Origin of the sequence: Undibacterium parvum, from assembly GCF_003955735.1 — a bacterium.
GTDB classification, from domain to species: Bacteria; Pseudomonadota; Gammaproteobacteria; order Burkholderiales; family Burkholderiaceae_D; genus Undibacterium; species Undibacterium parvum.
On the sequence record NZ_CP034464.1, the window covers coordinates 283,941 to 299,869 of the forward strand.

Below are 15,929 nucleotides of genomic sequence, written 5' to 3' on the forward strand. Positions count from 1 at the left end.
ATTACGCTTGGTTATTACTACCCATTAACTCATCAAAAGGCAGAACTTTCTCTGTCACTTTCGATTTACCAAGTACATAAGTAACGACGTTTTCTTCCAACACAAGGGCTTCAACTTCAGCTAAACGACTACGATCACTGAAATAGTATTTAACCACTTGCTGTGGATCTTCATAGCTTTGCGCGAAATCTTCTACTTGCGCTTTAATTTGCTCAGGAGTCGCTTGTAAGTTGTTTGACTTAACCAATTCCGCCAAGATCAAACCTAAACGCACGCGACGCTCTGCCTGAGCAGTAAACAATTCTGGCGGAAATGGAACATCTTTCACATTCATGCCACGTTGTGCCATGTCTTGGCGTGTCATTTCAGCCAAACGTTGGCCATCTTGCTCAACTAATGATTTCGGCACATCAAATTCAACCGCTTTAACCAAAGTATCCATCACGCTGTCTTTAGTCTTCGCTTTCACGCGACCTTTAACTTCACGCTCCAGATTTTCTTTGATGTCAGTACGCATCTTGACCAGGTCACCATCTTCAACGCCCAAGGTTTTCGCGAATTCTGCGTCAACTTCTGGCAGATGTGCCCATTCCAATTGCTTTAGGGTGATAGTGAATTCTGCAGTTTTACCTGCAACATCCTTGCCATGGTAATCTTCAGGAAATGACAGCGGGAAAGTTTTACTAGAACCAACAGCCAAACCGATAGTTGCAGTTTCGAACTCAGGCAACATGCGACCTTCGCCCAGCACAAACACGAAGGCTTCTGCTTTACCGCCAGCAAACTCAACACCATCGAGCGTTCCGACGAAATCTACCGTAGCGCGATCGCCTGTTTTTGCAGTCAAATCACTACCACCATCGCCGTGCTCGCCTTGCTCACCTTTTACGTGATAATGCACACGTTGTTTGCGCAAGATATCTATCGTTTTATCGATTTCGGCGTCGGACACTTCCGTTTTAACTTGTTCTACTTCGGCTGCGGACAAATCACCAACCGTGAATTCTGGGTATACTTCAAACGTAGCTTCAAAAGCCAAAGTACCTTCAACTGCTGCCTCGCCTGATTTAGGCTCTATCCGTGGATAACCAGCGACACGCAATTTATTCTCATTAGCCGCTGCGCTAAACGCTTGACCAACTTTATCATTGAGCACTTCAGTTTCGAGTTGGTAACCGTATTGAGCGGCAACCATTTTCATAGGCACTTTTCCAGGACGGAAACCAGGCGCCTTCGCGGTACGCGCACGCACTTTCAAACGCTTCTCGACTTCAGATTGCACTTCTGCAATAGGAAAAGAGATAGTAAGGCGGCGTTCCAATTTATCTAAAGTTTCGACTGCAATTGCCATGAAAATCGTCCAAATAAAAAAAATTCTGTGGTGCGAGAAGGGGGACTCGAACCCCCACACCATTTCTGGCGCCAGGACCTAAACCTGGTGCGTCTACCAATTTCGCCATCCTCGCAGGATGAGATACTTACTGGCGTAAAACCAGCACAAAAGCAAAGGGCGACCTAGAATTCAAGTGTCGCCCAGAACTGTAACTGTTGCATTTCAACTCCAGCCGCATATTCTACTGGATTTTAAACGGACGCGTCACTATTTTTCTTCGCTTTAGCCTTAGATTTCAGGGGCGCATACTAAACAGCCCTATTCCTCGAAGAAATAGGGCTATTAAACGGCGCTATACAGCTCGCTTCACCCTAAACCAGGCAGCATACAAGGCCGGCAAAAATAGCAGTGTCAAAGCGGTGGCAATGATCAAACCTCCCATAATTGCAACCGCCATAGGCCCCCAAAAAACCGAGCGCGACAAAGGTATCATCGCCAGCACGGCTGCCGCTGCGGTAAGTATGATAGGCCGGCAACGCCTTACGGCAGATTCGACAATGGCATCCCAAGGTGCCGCGCCAGCCCCAATATCCTGCTCGATCTGGTCAATCAAAATAATCGAATTTCGAATAATCATACCAAACAGGGCGATCACACCTAGCAACGAGACAAAGCCAAACGGTCTTTGGAAAATTAACAAGGCAGCAGCAGCTCCTGCTATTCCTAGCGGCCCAGTTAAAAACACCAACAGGGAGCGCGAGAAACTATGCAACTGCAACATCAACAAAGTAAAGATGATAAAAATAACCAGGGGGAAAATCGCAGCAATCGCGCCCTGCGCTTTTCCACTATCGGCAGCAGCGCCGGCCAGATCAATTTTATAGCCTGGTAACAGACTGGCACGTATCGCATCGAGCTTAGGCGAGATTTGCGAAGAGACGGTCGGCCCCTGTATGCCGTCAACCACGTCCGACTGCACTGTAACAGCCCACTCACGCCCCTCCCTCCAGACCACGCCCGGCTCCCATACCAGTTTAATACGCGCCAATTGCGACAGGGGCACCGATTTACCGCTGGCAGTTGGGATATTTGCACCACCCAAGGCCGACACAGTAGAACGCTCATCCACCGGCTGACGCACCACGATATCGATGAGTTTATTTCCATCTCTAAATTGTCCGACGGTGCTGCCAGTCAAAATCGTATTCGCCGCACGCATCACACTTTGCGATGTAACACCTAGTGCGCGCAATTTATCCTGGTCCATGTCGATGCGTATCACCTTGACCGACTCATTCCAGTTGTCGTTGACACCGATCGCATTTGGATTGGCACGCATGACATCTTTCACTCTATCAGCGATTTCGCGCACTTTCTCCACCTCCAAACCGGTCACCCGAAACTGAACCGGGTAAGGAACAGGCGGACCGTTTGGCAATAATTTAACGCGACCTCTGACCTCAGGAAAATCAGTTTTAAAAGCCTGCGTAATCTTTAAACGCAAAGCCTCCCTGGCCTTCAAGTCTTTAGGCAACACCACAATCTGCGATACATTCGTTTGTGGAAAAATTTGATCCAGTGGCAGATAGAATCTTGGACTCCCAGTCCCCACGTAACTCGTAATACTCTCAACACCATCCTGCTTTTGTATAAATGCCTCAAACTTTTTCGCCTGAGCTTCGCTGGCGGCGAAGGCTGAGCCCTCGGGCAACCAAAGTTCCACCATTAATTCGGGACGACTCGAATCCGGAAAAAACTGCTGCTCTATGAATTTAAAACCAAACACGCCCAGACCAAAGATCATCAGAGTGATCGCTATCGTCGTCTTACGCCATTCGACACACCAGTTCACTATGGCGCGAAAGCGATTGTAAAAAGGTGTATCAAATAACTCGTGATGACCATCTGCTGCGGCCGAAGGCTTTACTTTCAACAGCAAATAACCAAGATAAGGCGTAAACAAGACAGCAACCAACCAAGAAATAATCAAGGCAAGGGTATTGACAGAAAACATAGAAAAAGTGTATTCGCCCGCTGAGGATTTCGCCAAGCCTATCGGCAAAAAGCCAGCGGCGGTAATCAAGGTGCCCGTCAACATAGGCATGGCAGTTGAGGTATAGGCATAAGTGGCCGCATCGAAGCGAGAAAAGCCCTCCTCCATCTTACGCACCATCATTTCGACCGCGATGATGGCATCATCCACCAACAAGCCCAAAGCAATAATCAGCGCACCGAGAGAAATTTTATGCAGGTCGATATCCAAAAAGCGCATGCATAGAAAAGTTACCGCCAACACCAGAGGAATGGTTAAACCCACCACCAAACCCGGTCGCACATCCAAACGAAACGGCTTGGTATGCAAACCCAAAGCCAGAAAACTAACTGCGAGTACGATCACCACCGCCTCGATCAGGGTATTGACAAACTCACCGACCGAAGACGCCACCATTTTTGGCTGATCAGAGACGCGCTCTATCTGTATTCCGACTGGCAATTTCGCTTTCAAGGCAGCCATGGAAACCTGTAAATTTTTACCAAGGTCGATGATATTCCCGCCCTTCTCCATAGAGATGCCCAGGCCTATGACCTCCTTACCATTGAAGCGCATCTTGTCTTGCGGCGGATTCTTATATTCACGCTTAATCGTCGCAAAGTCACCTAGACGAAAGCTGGTTCCATTGGCGCGTAGTTGCAAATTCTCCAGATCTTTCACGCCCATCAGCGCACCTGAAACACGCACCTGCAAATTATCGGTTGCGGTAGTCAAAACGCCTGTGGCTTCTACCGTATTCTGCGAATTGATTTGAGCTACGATGGTCTCAAAGGAAACACCCAGCTGTGAGAATTTTTTCTGCGAAAATTCTATATTGATTTTTTCATCCTGCACGCCAAACAACTCGACCTTAGAGACCGAAGGTATGCGCAAGAATTCTTGCCGCACAAAATCCGCATACTCCTTAACTTGCTCATAACTAAAACCATCGCCAGACAAGGCGAATATCGAACCATAAGTATCACCGAACTCATCATTGAAAAATGGCCCCTGCACGCCAGGCGGCAAAGTAGGACGGATGTCACCAATTTTTTTGCGAGTCTGATACCAGGATTGCGTCGTATCTTTTGGCGAGGTAGATTCACGCACCTGCAGAATAATCAAGGTTTCACCCGGCTTAGAATAGCTGCGAATCTTGTCTATATTCGGTACTTCTTGTAACTTTTTTTCTAGCTTATCAGTAACTTGCTCGGCCATTTGTAAAGCAGTTGCGCCCGGCCAAACTGCTCGCACCACCATCGCCCGAAAAGTAAATGGAGGATCTTCATCCTGCCCCAATTTCGCATAACTAAAAATCCCACCAAGCAATAAAGCGACAATCAAGTAACGCGTCAGCGGAATATGTTCAAGTGCCCAGCGCGACAGATTAAACCCACGAGATGAGTCGCTCATTTAGCCACCTCAGCGCCAGCACCGCCACTGGCAAGCTTATTTGATGCGCTAGGTGTCGCGGCTGTTTGCACAGCCTCAACTCCCAACACGCTTACCTTTTGCCCTGGCTTGAGCAAATTAACACCGGCGGTAACCACGGTTTGCCCTATCGCCACGCCCGATGCCAATAAAATATCAGCGCCAGAGGAATCCGCCAACTGAACCGGCACCAATTTCACAGCACCACCTTCCACGATCCAAACCGACGTCATGTTTTTATCCTGAAACAAGGCTGTCATTGGTAACTTAATCATTGCGCGGGGGTTTTTAGTTGCAAACGTCACCGCTGCAGTCATACCCAACTTGACATCCTTAGCATCCGCAGGCAAAGCCAATTTGGCGGTATAAGTACGCGTCACAGGATCTGCGATCGGTGACAGCTCACGCATTTTCGCTAAAATCACTTCATTTGGATTGGCCCAAAGCCGAACCCGGATGTCTTTAATTTGCCTAATCGTGTTCACTTTATCTTCTGGGATGCCAATGACGACATCCATTTCACCCGCCTGCGCGATGCGCAATACGGGCACACCTGCCGCCACGACTTGTCCAGCCTCGGCATCCACCGCAGTCACGACGCCATCCACATCAGCCACTAAAGTGGCATAGCCGGCTTGATTAGACTGATTCTTAAAAGCAGCTAAAGCCTGCTCGTAATTTGCCTGTGCCGCTTTATAAGTACCGTCCTTCGCATCGAGCACAGCTGCGCCGACAAAATTTTTCTCTCTTAAATCTTGATAGCGCTTCAATTCCGTTCTTGCCAAGTCACGACTACTTTCTGCCGCACTCAAGCCAGCCTTGGCTTGCGCCTGTGCCAAACCGAGATCCTGAGGGTCTAACTGCATCAGCACCTGGCCACGTTTCACTTCACTACCCAGATCAACTTTGCGCGCAATAATCTTCCCACCTACCCGAAAACCAAGTTTTGATTCTATGCGCGGGCGCACCTCGCCGGAGAACTCGGCTGCAATCTCGGCATTATCTGCGGCGACCTTCATCGCTCTCACTGGACGAATATCCTCAGTTTTTTCGACTGGCTTGGAACAAGCAACCAGCAATAACAAGCTAGCCAGACTTAAAGTGGCTGAGCCGCGTAGTAAGCCCTGAAGATAGAGCGGCTCTGGCTTGCGCTTATGAGACCAGACTGTTAGTGATGTGAGCACGAGAGTTTTCCTTTACTATTCCGGATTTAACGCATCTTATTAAACACTTAATCTGCGACAATCAGTGGTTAAATAAACATTGCGATAAAACCGAGACTAATTATTGATGGGATGAGCTGTACTTCCACCAGCCGGCTAAATTTTTTCTAGAATCAAATTACTGACTCAGTGGTTAGTAATTATAAGGGCGAGTTCTTTTTTCCTCAATGACTTTTGAGTCATTTACTTATTTATTCCAAACATGTCCGTAGAACATTACGAAAATTTCCCCGTAGCATCACTTTTAATGCCTGCTCATTTAAGACCGGCAGTTGCTGGAATTTACGCCTTCGCCAGAACTGCAGACGACATTGCCGATGAAGGGGACGCCAGCGCCCCACAACGTTTATTAGCACTTGAACAATATGACAATTCCCTGAGAAACATAGGGTGCGGAGCATATAACGACCTCCCGTTATTTAAAAATTTAGCTGCCATCATTGAGCAACATCATTTGCCATTAGCGCCATTTCACGACCTAATTTCGGCATTCAAGCAAGATGTGGTGAAAACCCGCTATCAAAATTTTGACGAGCTACTCGATTATTGCAGTCGCTCCGCCAACCCCGTGGGGCGCATCATGCTCGCCCTGTATGGCACTACCGACCCAGAAAGTTTGCGCGATTCAGACGCCATCTGTGCAGCCTTACAGCTAATTAATTTTTGGCAAGACATAGCCATCGATTGGGAAAAACAGCGGGTGTATGTGCCACGAGAAGACTTGTTGCGTTTTGGCATAAGCGAGCAACAAATCGCCGACGCCAAACTCGATCATGCCTGGACTAGCTTAATGCGCTTTCAAACAGAGCGAGCACGCAACATGCTCATCACAGGTAGCCCACTCTGCAAGCGCCTGCCAGGCCGCATAGGCTGGGAATTGCGTTTAGTGGTGCAAGGGGGATTACGCATCCTAGAGCGGCTCGATCAAGTCGACGGTGATATTTTCAAAAAACGGCCGCGATTAGGGAAAATAGATTGGCTATTGCTGTTCGTACGAGCGCTCAAAATGTGAGTAATTAGTATCATTAGCCACTCATTGCTTATTATTAATTATTGGGACTGCGTCTAATCAAATCCCAAATAAAACTAGCGTTCTAGTCAGTCACCGCATGGGCAATCATTTATACGATTTAGTTTAGATTAAAAATCACATTGCTTTATCCGGCTCGCAAGACTTACTATTCTTGATAGATAACATCTACAAACTTAAAGGTAAATTTCGTGCGAACTTGTATATTCTATATTGCACTACTAATATGCAGCTTGTCGCTAAACGGCTGCACGGTGATCGCGATTGCTGGCGTCGCTGCATCGACCACGGTTTCGCTAGGTACGGCGGTGGTCGGCACTGCGTACGACGTTACCAAGGCTGGGGTGGGTGCAGTCACCAGCAGCAGTAAATAAATACGAGATTTATACCAACAAACTCAGACACCCTATGCCGACCGTCCAGCAAATTGCCGAACATCGCAAAGCCCAGAATGCCGCCAAGTCTGTACTCGACAGACTGCCGGAGCTGATTACTGCGCGCGATACCGAGCAAAGCATAGCGACCAAGGCGCACGAGATGCTCAGAGAGTTGGGCTACCCCGATACCTGGTATTACCATTGTCCAGCGCTGGTACTACTCGGTTCGCGCAGTTGCCTTTCGGTATCAGGCAAAGCCTATCAAGCCAGCGACGAAGCAGTCGGCTTATCGAACTTAATCACCATCGATCTTAGCCCTACACATGAACAATATTGGGGAGATTGCGCCCGCTCGTTTCCGGTTGAACATGGCAGAGTTGCGGTGCGCCCCGAAAATATAGAATTTAAAAACGGTATGCGCTTCTTAGAGCAACTCCATCAAAAGATGTTGCGCCTAGTTCATCCAGAGACTAGTTTTGGGCAACTGTTTGAATGGAGCAATGTCTGCATACGTGAAAGTGGCTTCGTTAATCTCGACTACAGAAGTAATGTCGGACACAGCATAGCAGTGCGTAAAGAGGATCGCCAGTTTATCGAGGCAAACAACCAGGTTAAATTAGGCGATATCCCCTTCTTCAGCTTCGAGCCCTTTGTCAGACTCAAAGGCGGCAACTGGGGTTTTAAGCATGAAGATGTGTTTTTCTTCAATCAAGCTGGAATGCTGGAAATGCTCTAAACCATAGGAAATCTAAAATTCCAGACGAAAAAAGAGGCTAAGCAGCGTGTGCTTAGCCTCTTTTTTTATCCTAACTAATTTTGCTTTAGATTTTGCTTTAAATGCAATTCACTGCAATAGTCGAGGCAGGATTAGTCGCCGAATTTGGAGCATTAGCAGTTCCACTACCGTTAGTGACGGTACAAACCTGCCCCACCGGTTGGGTGCTAACCTTCACATCATAGGAAGTGCCGCTGAGCACGCTATCGTTAAACACATAGGGCGTGGCAGCGGTAGTGGCGGCAAACATACTTTGATTGTAAGTGCTCGCAACACCATTGAGAGTCGCGCTATTGGTCAGGGTCAAGAATAAGCCCGCTTTTAAACCAGTCACTGTGCCTCCGACCGTCACCGCAGCCACACAGTTGACCGCAAATTTAGGCATACCTGCGATATTCGTATTATCGGCCGTGCCCTCACCATTTTGCACGGTACACACTTGCGCCGCCGGCTGAGCTGCCACCGAGATGGAATACTTCAATCCACTCACCATGTAAATTGGCAATGCAAACGTGGTCGCATCGGCTAAATAACTACCTTGCGAGACTGCCGTGGTATTCCCATCGATCACAGCAGCGTTCTTGCTTGCCAAGCTTAAGCGGGTAGTCGCCACCAAGCCAGTGATCGTGCCGGAAATGGGTACATTGGGCACGCAATTGACCACAATATTCGTGACCGGTGTATCACCCGTCATTTGACCAGTGCCATTGGAAACGGTGCAATTATCGGTATTTGGTTGCGATCCTACGGTAATCGCATAGGCGGCATTGCTGGCAACTTTAAAACTGAATGGACCATCCGCAAGCAGTCTTGAGGTGTAATTCCCTTCATTTTTGAGCACTAGCAGGCTACCGCTAGTGAGGCCTTTCACGTTACCACCTACCGTGGTGTACACAAAACCACCGCAAGCGGCCAGACTCAAGACTGCGCCCATGCCGATCAGCAGGGCCTTATTTTTTGTGAGATTTTTTACTGTAACCAAGATAAATTCTGCCTTTAAAATAGACTGTGGCAACTATCACTAGACCAACCGAAAGTGATAGATCGCCTTAAAAACTAATAGCTGCCAACATCATGCGGGATATTCAGAGGAATATTCATCAACACGCAAATGCCACCAAGCTTAAATAGTCACATCAAATACTGAGGTGTCGGTATTGTACAGCAAGCACTTAGCCTATCCCTAGTGCCAACATCTTGTGAAGATCGACTCTACTTTGCGTACAGACGCACTGCGCATGCGCGACTTCGGTTAACATACTGGATTATCGCTACCGAGTTCAGGTAGTCAACCGCCTTCGCCATTTTAGCCAGCATGTCACCAGACGAATATTGCCAACAAAAAGCTGCCCAGAGCGGCTCCAGTTTTTATTACAGTTTTTTATTCTTGCCTGTTGAAAGACGGCGCGCCATCACTGCCCTGTATGCCTTCTGCAGAGAAGTCGATGATGTCGTCGACGATAGCATCGACGATGCGGTGGCGCGTAGCAAGCTTAGCTGGTGGCGCAAAGAAATCAAAGCCATGCTAGCCGATCAGCCCACCCATCCGGTAACCAAGGCGCTGTTGCCGCACATGAGCGCCTACGCGCTCGATGGTGCGCACCTGCTGGCAATCATCGACGGTATGGAAATGGATCTGAATCAAAACCGCTATCTCGACTTCATCGCCCTGCAGAAATATTGCTGGCATGTGGCGGGCGTGGTCGGGATACTTTCTGCGAGTATTTTCGGCATCAAAAATGCGCGCACTAAAGAATTTGCCGAGAAACTAGGTCTGGCATTGCAGATGACCAATATCATTCGCGATGTCGGCGAGGATGCACGTAAAGGCCGCATCTATCTGCCGGTCAATGAGCTGCAGCAATTTAATGTACCGGCCAATGACATCCTGAACCAGCGCCACAGCAAAGAATTTGAAGCACTGATGCAGTTTCAGTATGCGCGCGCCCAAAGCCTGTACGACGAGGCGCTACTCGCCTTGCCGCCAGAAGACCGCAAAGCCCAGCGCACCGGTCTGATCATGGCAGCCATCTACCGCGCCCTATTGGTCGAAATTGAGCACGATGGTTTTCACGTACTAAATCAACGCATTTCACTGACACCCCTGCGCAAGCTATGGCTGGCCTGGAAGACCTACGTTCGTGGCTAAGCAGACGCAAGGCAAAAAGATCGCCGTGATCGGTGCCGGTTGGGCCGGTTGCAGCGCCGCCACGCGCCTCAGCGAACTCGGTCATCAGGTGACCCTGATAGAAGCGGCACGCACTCTGGGCGGGCGCGCCAGGCGCGTAGAGCTGCACGATCACGCGCTGGATAACGGCCAGCACATCTTACTCGGCGCCTACAGCGCGACGCTTGCGCTGATGAAGACGCTGGGCATAGACCGCACCAGCGCCTTACTAACACTGCCTTTGCAAATGTGCTACCCAGGCACAGAGAGCGGCATGCATTTTGTCGCACCCAAACTACCAGCACCGCTGCATTTGCTGATTGCCTTACTCAAAGCCAAGGGACTGAGCCGGGCAGATAAATTATCGCTGGCCAGATTCTCGACCACGGCGCGCTGGATGGACTGGCAACTCCATCAAGACTGCAGCGTCAGCGAACTATTGCAACGCTTCGATCAAACTGAAAAACTCTGCCGCCTGATGTGGATACCACTGTGCATCGCGGCCTTAAATACCCCGCCAGAACGGGCTTCGGCGCAAATATTTTTAAACGTTTTACGTGATAGCCTGGGCGCAAAACGCGCCACTTCCGACATGCTGATTCCACGCCTGGATTTATCGCGCTTGCTGCCAGAGGCTGCAGCCAGACAGATACAGCAAAACGGCGGTAAAGTCTTGCTAGGCAATGCCGTCAAAAGTTTGACGCTAAACACCGATCAGCGCTGGCAATGTGAGGACAGCCACAGCGATCCTGCATTGGCACAGAACTGGGATGGCATCATCGTCGCCACCGATGCCGAGCATGCAAAACGCTTGCTCGCCACTATCGACAATAAAGAGTTAGCAGCACCCAGCATCAGCACCACCTTCAGCTACGAGCCGATTACCACCTGCTATCTGCAATACCAGAGCAGCCTGCAATTGCCACGCGCCTTTTATGCCTTGGAAGACCAGCCAGAACGCCAGCACTGGGGCCAATTTGTATTCGACCGCGGCCAGCTACACGCAAGCCAGCAAGGCCTATTAGCAGTGGTAGTCAGTGCCTCGGGCGCCGCGATAGAACACAGCCACGCTGAGCTGGCCACCGCCATTGCCAAGCAACTGGCAGCCAATTTTCAACGCCCCGATTTGGCGACCCCGCTCTGGCATAAAGTCATCTCCGAAAAGCGCGCCACCTACTCCTGCACCCCTGGACTCGTCAGACCAGAGAATAAAACCAGTATCAGCAGCTTATTCATCGCGGGCGACTACACCGCCGGCGACTACCCCGCCACCTTAGAAGCCGCAGTACGCAGCGGCCAGCAAGCCGCCAGCCAATTGCATCAGCAATTGCAAGCGTAAAACGGCGGGTTTAAAAACCCACCGCCCGTACCCGCGTCAGCCCGCAAAATATAGTCAAAAAAAACAAACCTAGTATGCCGCCAAGGCGTATATCCCATGCGGGCTGCAGGCCTATGTGCTTGAAGAAGCGCATGGAATATGCGCGTTGGCAGGGCTAGCTTTTGAATTTATTCGACACAACTGCCAGCCCCCAGCACCAACAAAAGTCCGCGCGCACGAGTAGCACGAGTAGCGCAAAGTGGCCGTGTCGATACCGTCTGGACTGGCGACACCCACTCTTAGCCTAGGTCGACACAATTAAGAAAATACAGGGAGTATTTTTAAGAACCCGCATACGGTATGCGCGAATCACCATGAATTTGCTGGTACTGGCAGGAGTATGGTTGACCAGCGCAAGCCAGAATCTAGCAAAAGGAGGTCGCGGTGCTGAGGGGTTTGGGTTGGGGATTTAACGCAACGATGAGGTGAGCCGCATAACACCGCTCACGCGAAGAATAAACAGTATCACGACCCCACCCCCGAACCTTAAGTTAGGCTGGGGCGAGAAGACAATAAATTGCACTTGCAGTTTGAACCCGGAGTGTGCATTAGTTTTCTCACCTAATTTTTTCGAACTGATCCAGCGCTACTTGCAAATTATTCGGTTTGTTCAGTTCGAGAGCAAGGTTCTCGGCGGCCTCTATGTCTTGCGTCGGCATGGACTTCCCAATAAGGGCGCGAAGGTCTTTGGCTTTGCTATCCTCGGACGGATCCCCGGCAATTGACATACCCCATAGAGCGTAGGCAACAATATCGCTATGTACTACTCCTCGTCCCATGGAGTATTGCAATCCAAGGTGGTAAAGGGCGAATGAATTGCCTAGTTCAGCTGCCAATCGGTTTAGGCGAAGTGCTTCCTCATTGCTTTGGTCTACGCCTTGGCCGATGAAGTGCATCCTTGCAAGGTTAGTCAGGGCATTGTCATCACCTTGATCGGCGGCAAGACGGAACAGTGCAGCAGCCTCTTTGTAGTCTTGTACTACGCCTTCGCCACTTTCATACAACCGCCCAAGACTATCCTGAGCTAGCGCATTGCCCTTGTCTGCTGCCTGACGGTAAAGACGAGCTGCTTCCCCGTGATCCTGCGCTACACCTAAGCCTCGCTCATACATGGCACCGAGGTAGGCTTGGGCGTCGCTATTGCCTTGAGCTACGGCCAAGCTGAATTGGCGGGCAGCTTCGTTGGCATCCATAGATATACCTCTGCCACTTGCGTACATTACACCGAGGTTTTTGTGGGCTTCAGCATGGCCTTGGTTGGCGGCGAGACTGAAGAATCGAGCGGCCTCCTTATAGTCTTCTATAACTCCATGGCCATTTTCGTACATTGCACCTAGGCTGGTCTGCGCGAAGGCATTGCCTTGATTTGCGGCCAGGCGGTAAAGCCGAACTGCTTCTTTGTAGTCCTGAGGTACGCCATGCCCATTGGCATATATCACAGCAAGGCCGGTCTGCGCATCCACATAACCTCGATTTGCAAGTGCTTGCCACTCCTGTATTGCTGTGGCGAAGTCGCCTATCTTGGTTGCTTCCAGACCTTTGGCAAAATCTGCATTTGCTTTGATTTCGTTGCCTGAAATACTTCGGTCTTCAAGGCGCCAGTAGACGATTGGCACGAAGACAGAAAACGGCAGCAGCAAAAGCAGAAGCAGCCACAAAGTTGACCGCCCTTTCGACCGTAGGTAAAGAGCGCATGCAGACAAGAGCATCAAAGTACTACACAAGATAGCCCATACAATGCTTCTTCTTTGTCCGTGCTTTGCAAATGCCACTACGACAGCCAGGAGTGGTAACGACAAGAGCCACAACCCGGCGACAAATTTAGCTTTATTTCGATATTTCTCGATCACGAAACTCTCTCTTTTGTATGTACAACAGTGTGCGTATTAGAAAAACCTAACGCAAAAGTGATGTGCGCCGCGAGTCGCAGCTAACACGAAGAACGAACAATTTCACGGCGTCACAATCGACTGTCATGTTATGCCTTTACTTTTGATAACCAGTCTTGAAACCACTCAACAGGAAGACACTCATCCTCAAATGAACGAGCGCGCAATTCTTCTATTTGATAAGTGTTTGCGAGATATAAATCCCATTGGGTTTCAACGTCAGTAAGGATCGGGAGTAAACGCTCAATCTCGGGCGATGCGTCAACATCAATGTACTGACACCAGAATCGATCGCACCACATCGCAATTTGTTTATGAGAGTGCGGAGACTGTTCAGGTTGAGCGCCCCACTCAAGCACCTGAACCACGGCTGCAAGTGTGAATGGCAACATGACTGGGCTAATGCTCGGACTCGATGACAGCGGAGAATTCATAAGACAAGGTTAATTTTCATTTTGCAATATTAACCGAGCGTGTTAAAAAAGACAATTTGTTTCAGGTGCCTTGAAACCCGCGTGGATATTGACTAGTTTGGTTATACTGACTATTTATACAGTTGAACAGAATCGACAAAAACATCACTTTAAAGCCGCAAGGTGCGATCGTAGCTTTGCATGAAATTTATAAGCATCCCTGCCACCGCGCATATTCCATGCGCCTCTCCAACAACATAGGCTGGAGACCCGCATGGAATATGCGCGTTGGCGGGGGCTTGAAATTAATTACAACGCGATTGCGGCCGACCTGGCTCGCTGTGCGATTTGTAGCCGCCCTCGGTACACAGGCGCAAGTTGTTTGCGTCTTCGCATGCGCGCTCTAGCCAACTGCCTGAGGCAGCGAGTATGACTATGGTTAGACGTCAGTTGTTGTCTATGGATGGCTGGCGTATCAGCAAATGCATGGGCGCAAAAAAATCCTGCATGACTTGGTTGCTGATGAAGCTTAAATTATACGGATGCTCGGAACAGATACTGGCCAATTCGGCACTGGCTGGAATGTGCTTAATCTGCTCGGCAATCTTCCCCCACAACACCAGCAGTATTTTTTTGCCTTGCTCATTTTTTTGCCGCTGATCTAAAGCAGCAAACACGGCTTGCAAAAATACCCGCCAGGCCAGTGCATCTTTGGCTGGTGCCACCTCAGGTCTAAAGACTAAACTGGCATTGAGTAATAAAAATCCTTGCTTGCCTAAATTATCCTGCAACTCTGTCAGGTCTTGGATGAGATCGGAGCCCGGCAAGCGCGCCGCAGCAGCCACCGCTGCCATCGCGACTACGGTGGTATTGCCGGCATCGAGACGGGCATCGGCGACCAATAACATTTTGATGAAATTTCTCAAGGAAGTAGCGCGATTGACTTTTTTTGAGAGGCCCGCTTGCGCATCCTGAGACCAGAGTTCGCGCACGGCACCGTCCATAAAACAAACGCCAGTAGCACTCTCAGCGCGTGGATACGGCCCCTCGCCGACCAAGACATAATTGACGCTCGTGAGAGGCAAAGCGAAGGCGGCAAACAGGCGCCCCGAGTCGGGCAAAAAAGCGCCCTCTTGCAAGCTATCGAGATACCCGGGGCTAGTCTCTTGCATCGCATTTAAGCCCTGGACTAAAGCCGGCAACCAGGATGGATGTACTCGTGTTAGGGCGTGCTGGATCAAGGCAGGAAATTGTTTAGCAGCTTTGGCAGTGCTCATAGACTTCATTTAATTTTACAAAAAACTAGCCCAGCGATTAGCGCGAATTTTCTGGCGGTGGCAATGGCGCTGGTGGCGGTGCGGGCAAACTCGCTGTTGGTAATTCTTGATTTGGATTGGCCGGCGGCGGATTAGTCGCCCCCACCATGCCTGCACTAGGCGGACTAGGGTTAAATGAAATTCCCGAACTCGGCACCGCTTGTGGCAAATCAATTTTTTTATTCACGCCGGCTTCAGTCACCACGATGTAGCTGGGATGCACCTCAATCAGCTTGACCCCTGGCGCCAATTCTTTGCCGATCGCCAGAGCTTGCTCGGGCCGGCCATCGGTACTGACGATCGCCGCGCTGTCTTGCGCTTGCGGCGCCACCACAACGCCTTTCAATTGGTAATTGCTGGCGGCCATTTGGGCAGTAGGACTGCGCCCGAATACCGAGCCCCATTGTCCTAATAGCTGCTCGAAACTGGCAGCAGTTTGTGGCGCAGCGACTGCTCTCGCCTTAGGCTTAAACATCTGTATGCCCCAATAACTGAGGGACATGCACAAGGCTATAAAAATAAAAAAACTCATAATCAAAGGCAGACGCTTCATCTCATTCCTTAA

The 15,929-nt window shown here is 49.8% G+C and carries 13 protein-coding genes and 1 tRNA gene; 4 read left to right on the forward strand and 10 right to left on the reverse strand.

Features of this window, described 5'->3' with window-relative positions; genetic code table 11:
* Position 1: 1 nt before the first annotated feature.
* From tig to EJN92_RS01285, 4 genes are all read right to left on the reverse strand, one after another.
* Positions 2 to 1,351, reverse strand: coding sequence for a trigger factor (gene tig, locus EJN92_RS01270; protein WP_126126176.1), 1,350 nt, complete (start codon positions 1,349 to 1,351; stop codon positions 2 to 4).
* A 28-nt stretch (positions 1,352 to 1,379) separates the two neighbouring features.
* Positions 1,380 to 1,466 (reverse strand) — tRNA-Leu (locus EJN92_RS01275).
* 219 nt (positions 1,467 to 1,685) lie between these two features.
* The gene (locus EJN92_RS01280) at positions 1,686 to 4,778 is read right to left on the reverse strand and encodes an efflux RND transporter permease subunit (RefSeq protein ID WP_126126177.1); all 3,093 of its coding nucleotides are present in this window, start codon (positions 4,776 to 4,778) and stop codon (positions 1,686 to 1,688) included.
* Positions 4,775 to 5,980 (reverse strand): efflux RND transporter periplasmic adaptor subunit, encoded by a 1,206-nt coding sequence (locus tag EJN92_RS01285; protein ID WP_227869646.1) that lies wholly within the window; start codon positions 5,978 to 5,980, stop codon positions 4,775 to 4,777. Before EJN92_RS01285 ends, EJN92_RS01280 begins: the two co-directional genes overlap by 4 nt.
* Before the next feature lie 241 nt (positions 5,981 to 6,221).
* Here EJN92_RS01285 and hpnC point away from each other — a divergent pair, with 241 nt between their 5' ends.
* On the forward strand, positions 6,222 to 7,031 hold the full coding sequence (hpnC, locus tag EJN92_RS01290) for a squalene synthase HpnC (RefSeq protein WP_126126178.1): 810 nt from the start codon (positions 6,222 to 6,224) through the stop codon (positions 7,029 to 7,031).
* 226 nt (positions 7,032 to 7,257) lie between these two features.
* On the opposite strand, the gene EJN92_RS21515 is transcribed toward hpnC, so the two are convergent.
* Entirely contained in the window at positions 7,258 to 7,407 is a 150-nt protein-coding gene (locus tag EJN92_RS21515; protein WP_170174845.1) for a hypothetical protein, read from the reverse strand.
* Between the two features lie 50 nt (positions 7,408 to 7,457).
* On the opposite strand from EJN92_RS21515, the gene EJN92_RS01300 reads away from it, so the two are divergent.
* Positions 7,458 to 8,162 (forward strand): M24 family metallopeptidase, encoded by a 705-nt coding sequence (locus tag EJN92_RS01300; protein WP_227869647.1) that lies wholly within the window; start codon positions 7,458 to 7,460, stop codon positions 8,160 to 8,162.
* 97 nt (positions 8,163 to 8,259) lie between these two features.
* On the opposite strand, the gene EJN92_RS01305 is transcribed toward EJN92_RS01300, so the two are convergent.
* Complete coding sequence (locus EJN92_RS01305) at positions 8,260 to 9,183, reverse strand: hypothetical protein (protein ID WP_126126180.1); 924 nt, start codon at positions 9,181 to 9,183, stop codon at positions 8,260 to 8,262.
* 333 nt (positions 9,184 to 9,516) lie between these two features.
* Between EJN92_RS01305 and hpnD the strand changes: the two genes are divergently transcribed.
* The gene (hpnD, locus tag EJN92_RS01310) at positions 9,517 to 10,350 is read left to right on the forward strand and encodes a presqualene diphosphate synthase HpnD (protein WP_126126181.1); all 834 of its coding nucleotides are present in this window, start codon (positions 9,517 to 9,519) and stop codon (positions 10,348 to 10,350) included.
* Positions 10,343 to 11,707: a hydroxysqualene dehydroxylase HpnE gene (hpnE, locus tag EJN92_RS01315; RefSeq protein ID WP_227869648.1), complete on the forward strand. Its 1,365-nt coding sequence runs from the start codon at positions 10,343 to 10,345 to the stop codon at positions 11,705 to 11,707. Before hpnD ends, hpnE begins: the two co-directional genes overlap by 8 nt.
* A 596-nt stretch (positions 11,708 to 12,303) precedes the next feature.
* Here hpnE and EJN92_RS01320 read toward each other — a convergent pair.
* The 4 genes from EJN92_RS01320 to EJN92_RS01335 all read right to left on the reverse strand — a co-directional run bounded on the left by EJN92_RS01320 (position 12,304) and on the right by EJN92_RS01335 (position 15,917).
* Entirely contained in the window at positions 12,304 to 13,596 is a 1,293-nt protein-coding gene (locus EJN92_RS01320; RefSeq protein WP_126126182.1) for an SEL1-like repeat protein, read from the reverse strand.
* A gap of 128 nt (positions 13,597 to 13,724) precedes the next feature.
* Positions 13,725 to 14,027, reverse strand: a complete 303-nt coding sequence (locus EJN92_RS01325) for a hypothetical protein (RefSeq protein WP_227869649.1) — start codon at positions 14,025 to 14,027, stop codon at positions 13,725 to 13,727.
* 467 nt (positions 14,028 to 14,494) lie between these two features.
* Positions 14,495 to 15,325 (reverse strand): uracil-DNA glycosylase family protein, encoded by an 831-nt coding sequence (locus EJN92_RS01330; RefSeq protein ID WP_126126183.1) that lies wholly within the window; start codon positions 15,323 to 15,325, stop codon positions 14,495 to 14,497.
* A 37-nt stretch (positions 15,326 to 15,362) separates the two neighbouring features.
* Positions 15,363 to 15,917 carry a type II secretion system protein N gene (locus EJN92_RS01335; RefSeq protein ID WP_126126184.1) on the reverse strand — a complete coding sequence of 185 codons (555 nt, stop codon included), beginning with the start codon at positions 15,915 to 15,917 and terminating at the stop codon, positions 15,363 to 15,365.
* Positions 15,918 to 15,929: the final 12 nt, after the last annotated feature.